Origin of the sequence: Actinoallomurus oryzae, from assembly GCF_039541955.1 — a bacterium.
Lineage (GTDB): Bacteria > Actinomycetota > Actinomycetes > Streptosporangiales > Streptosporangiaceae > Actinoallomurus > Actinoallomurus oryzae.
The window spans coordinates 1-3,767 of record NZ_BAABHF010000051.1 but is presented as its reverse complement, the minus strand read 5'-3'; the positions used below and the strand labels follow the sequence as shown (position 1 = coordinate 3,767).

The following is a 3,767-nucleotide window of genomic DNA, read 5'->3' as shown; positions in this document are numbered from 1 at the left end:
AGCCAACTCAACTACCCTTCACCTGGCAAAACGTCACCATCAACAACACCAACACCAAAGCACTCCGCGTTCATCTGCATTCCACAAACGACGACGAATACCACATCACCGCCGCCGATGACGTCGGCCGCCAGGTGGTCAACGTTGGCCTACTTAAGTCACGACCCATCACGAGTGAGCAGCTCACCATAATCGAAAGAGGTCGCTCAAATTCCCTCTTCGAACTTCGATGGGACCCCATTAGGCTTAAGATTGCGCCAGAATCGACCAGTTCTTATATCATTTTCGATGAGCCCGAATCAGAGTTGGCTGATTCCATCCCAGGCCCAAGTGTCAGCGTTCACTCTGACCTAGAAACATTTATCGTTGCCGGCAAGGACGAGACTCGGGCATCTGATGTTGCCATCTGGAAATGCCCATCCAGCCTGCGCACCGATATTCCCGCGGATGTCCATCGCCTGAGCCTCCATGCAATGGACTTCCTTCGGGACTTTTTAAGAGAAGAACGACTGGTCGACTGCCGTCTGATCGTTGTGACGCGAGGTGCCGTCTCCACCAGCGAAGACGACCCTGTGGGGAACCTGGCTCAAGCCGCGGTATGGGGACTGGTCCGTACCGCCCAAACCGAGCATCCCGGCCGGATCACGCTCATCGACCTCGATCGCCCCACCACCGAACTTGCCGCCGCGATCGCCAGCGGCGAACCCCAGATCGCCATCCGCGACAACCGCGCCCTCACCCCACGACTTGTCCGCGCCACGCCCGCCAACGATGACCCGACCGGGCTCAACGCCGAAGGCACAATCCTCATCACCGGCGGAACCGGAGCCCTCGGCACAACCGTCGCACGCCACCTCGTCAACCAACACAACGCCCGCCACCTCCTGCTGGCCAGCCGCTCCGGACCCCACGCACCCAGCGCCACCGAACTCCACCAAGAACTCACCGAACACGGCGCCCAGGTCACCATCACCAGCTGCGACACCTCCAAGCCAGAGGCCCTTACCGAACTGCTGGCCACCATCCCGCATCAGCATCCGCTCACCGCGGTCATCCACGCCGCGGGCACGCTGCGGGACGCCACCCTCACCCAGCTCACCAACGAGCAACTCGACGCCGTCCTCACGCCCAAGGTTGACGCGGCCTGGCACCTACACCAGCTGACCAAAGAAATGGATCTGTCGGCGTTCGTCCTGTTCTCCTCACTCGCCGGCACCCTCGGCTCCCCAGGCCAAGCCAACTACGCCGCCGCCAACACCTTCCTAGACGCCCTCGCCCACCACCGCCACACACAAGGACTCCCCGCCACCAGCCTCGCCTGGGGACTCTGGCAACAAACCAGCAACATGACCGCCCACCTCACCACCACCGACCACCAACGCATCACCACCAACGGCATCACCCCACTCACCACCGACCAAGCACTCCAACTCCTCGACGAGACACTCATCCACCCTGAGCCCCACCTGATCCCCGCCAATATCAACACCAGAACGACCAATCCCCACCCACTGCTACGAGGCTTCCTCACCGCCTCGCCCCAACGTGTCGCCTCCTCCGCAGTGCAGGACAAGCCCGCGTCGTCTCTCACCTCCGACGAGCTAGTCGATCTGGTCCGGGTTGCCACCGCGACGGTCCTGGGCCACGCCGACCCGGCGGCCATCGTCGACACCCAGACCTTTAAAGAGCTGGGGTTCGACTCACTGACCGCCATCCAGATCCGCAACCGCCTCGCCACGGTGACCGGACTACGCCTGCCCGCCACCCTCATCTTCGACCACCCCACACCACAGGCCCTGGCGACCTACCTGCACCACCAACTCACCGGCGAGAACAACACCACCACAACCACCATCCACAAGACCACCACCGAACCCATCGCGATCGTGGCAATGGGCTGCCGCTACCCCGGAGGCGTCACCTCACCAGAAGAATTGTGGGAACTGGTCGACCAAGGCATCGACGCCATCACACCATTCCCCGACAACCGAGGCTGGAACCTAGAGGAACTGTACGACCCCGACCCCGACGCCCCCGGTAAGTCCTACGCCCGGGAAGGCGGATTCCTCCACGACGCCGACCAATTCGACGCCGCATTCTTCGGCATCTCCCCACGCGAAGCCACCGCAATGGACCCCCAACAACGACTCCTCCTCGAAATCGCCTGGGAAACCATCGAAAACGCCGGCATCAACCCCACCACCCTCACCAACACCCAAACCGGCGTCTACACCGGCGTCATGTACAACGACTACGCCAGCCGGCTTCACCAAACACCCCACGACCTCGAAGGGCACCTCGGCAACGGCACCGCCGCAAGCATCGCCTCCGGGCGTATCTCCTACACTCTCGGGCTCCAAGGCCCAGCAGTCACGGTGGATACAGCGTGCTCGTCATCACTGGTCGCCCTCCATCTGGCCGCGCAGGCACTCCGCAACAGCGAATGCGACCTCGCTCTGGCCGGCGGCGTCACCGTCATGTCCACCCCCGGCCTCTTCATCGAATTCAGCCGACAACGCGGCCTCGCCCACGACGGACGATGCAAACCCTTCTCCGCCACCGCCGACGGCACCATCGGCGCCGAAGGCGCCGGACTCCTCCTCCTAGAACGCCTATCAGACGCAAAAAAGAACAACCGCCGGATCCTCGCCATCATCAAAGGCTCAGCCGTCAACCAGGACGGCGCCAGCAACGGCCTGACCGCGCCGAACGGGCCCTCTCAAGAACGCGTCATCCGCCAGGCCCTCACCAACGCCGGAGTCACCCCCGACCAGGTCGACGTGGTCGAAGCCCACGGCACCGGCACGGCATTGGGTGACCCCATCGAAGCCAACGCCCTCCTCGCCACCTACGGACAGAGCCGCACCGACCAGCCCCTCTACCTCGGCTCCATCAAATCCAACATCGGCCACACCCAAGCCGCCGCAGGCATCGCCGGCGTCATCAAAATGGTCCAAGCCATCCAGCACGGCCACCTACCCAAAACCCTCCACACCGAGGACGGCAACCCTGAAATCGACTGGGACACCGGCGCCGTCACCCTCCTCACCCAGGCCCGCCCCTGGCCCGAGACGAACCGTCCCCGCCGCGCCGCAGTGTCCTCCTTCGGAATCAGCGGCACCAACGCCCACCTCATCCTCGAACAACCCGAACCCACGGCCTCGAGGGCCCACGAACCCACCCCAACCACTCACACCAGTCTGATCGCCTGGCCGCTCTCAGCGAAAACCCTCCCTGCGCTCCGTGAACAGGCCCGCCGCCTCGCCGACCACATCGAACACCACCCCGATCTGAACCCGATCGGCATCGCTCACACTCTCACCACCAGCCGTGCCACCTTCCAACACCGCGCCGTCATCACCGGCAACACGATCACCGACCTCACCACCGCCCTACACGCCCTCGCCGACAACCAACCCCACCCCAACCTCACCACCACACCGCCGGACCCGGCACCACCGGGAAAACTCGCCTTCTGCTTCACCGGCCAAGGCGCCCAATGGCCCCGCATGGGACACGACCTCTACCAAACCCACCCCACCTACAAAACCGCCCTCGACGAAACCATCACCCACCTCAACAAACACCTCCCCCACGACCTCCACACCATCATCTTCGCCGAACCGGACACACCCCAAGCCCAACTGCTACACATCACGCTTTACACCCAGCCGGCCACCTTCGCGATCCAAGTCGCCCTCTACCGCCTCCTCACCCACCACGGCATCACCCCCCACTACCTCACCGGCCACTCCATCGGCGAAATC

General features: G+C 63.6%; 1 protein-coding gene. It reads left to right on the top strand.

The window, feature by feature from the left end:
• The coding region (locus tag ABEA10_RS42695) for a type I polyketide synthase (protein WP_345474060.1) at positions 1-3,767 on the top strand (3,767 nt) is incomplete at both ends.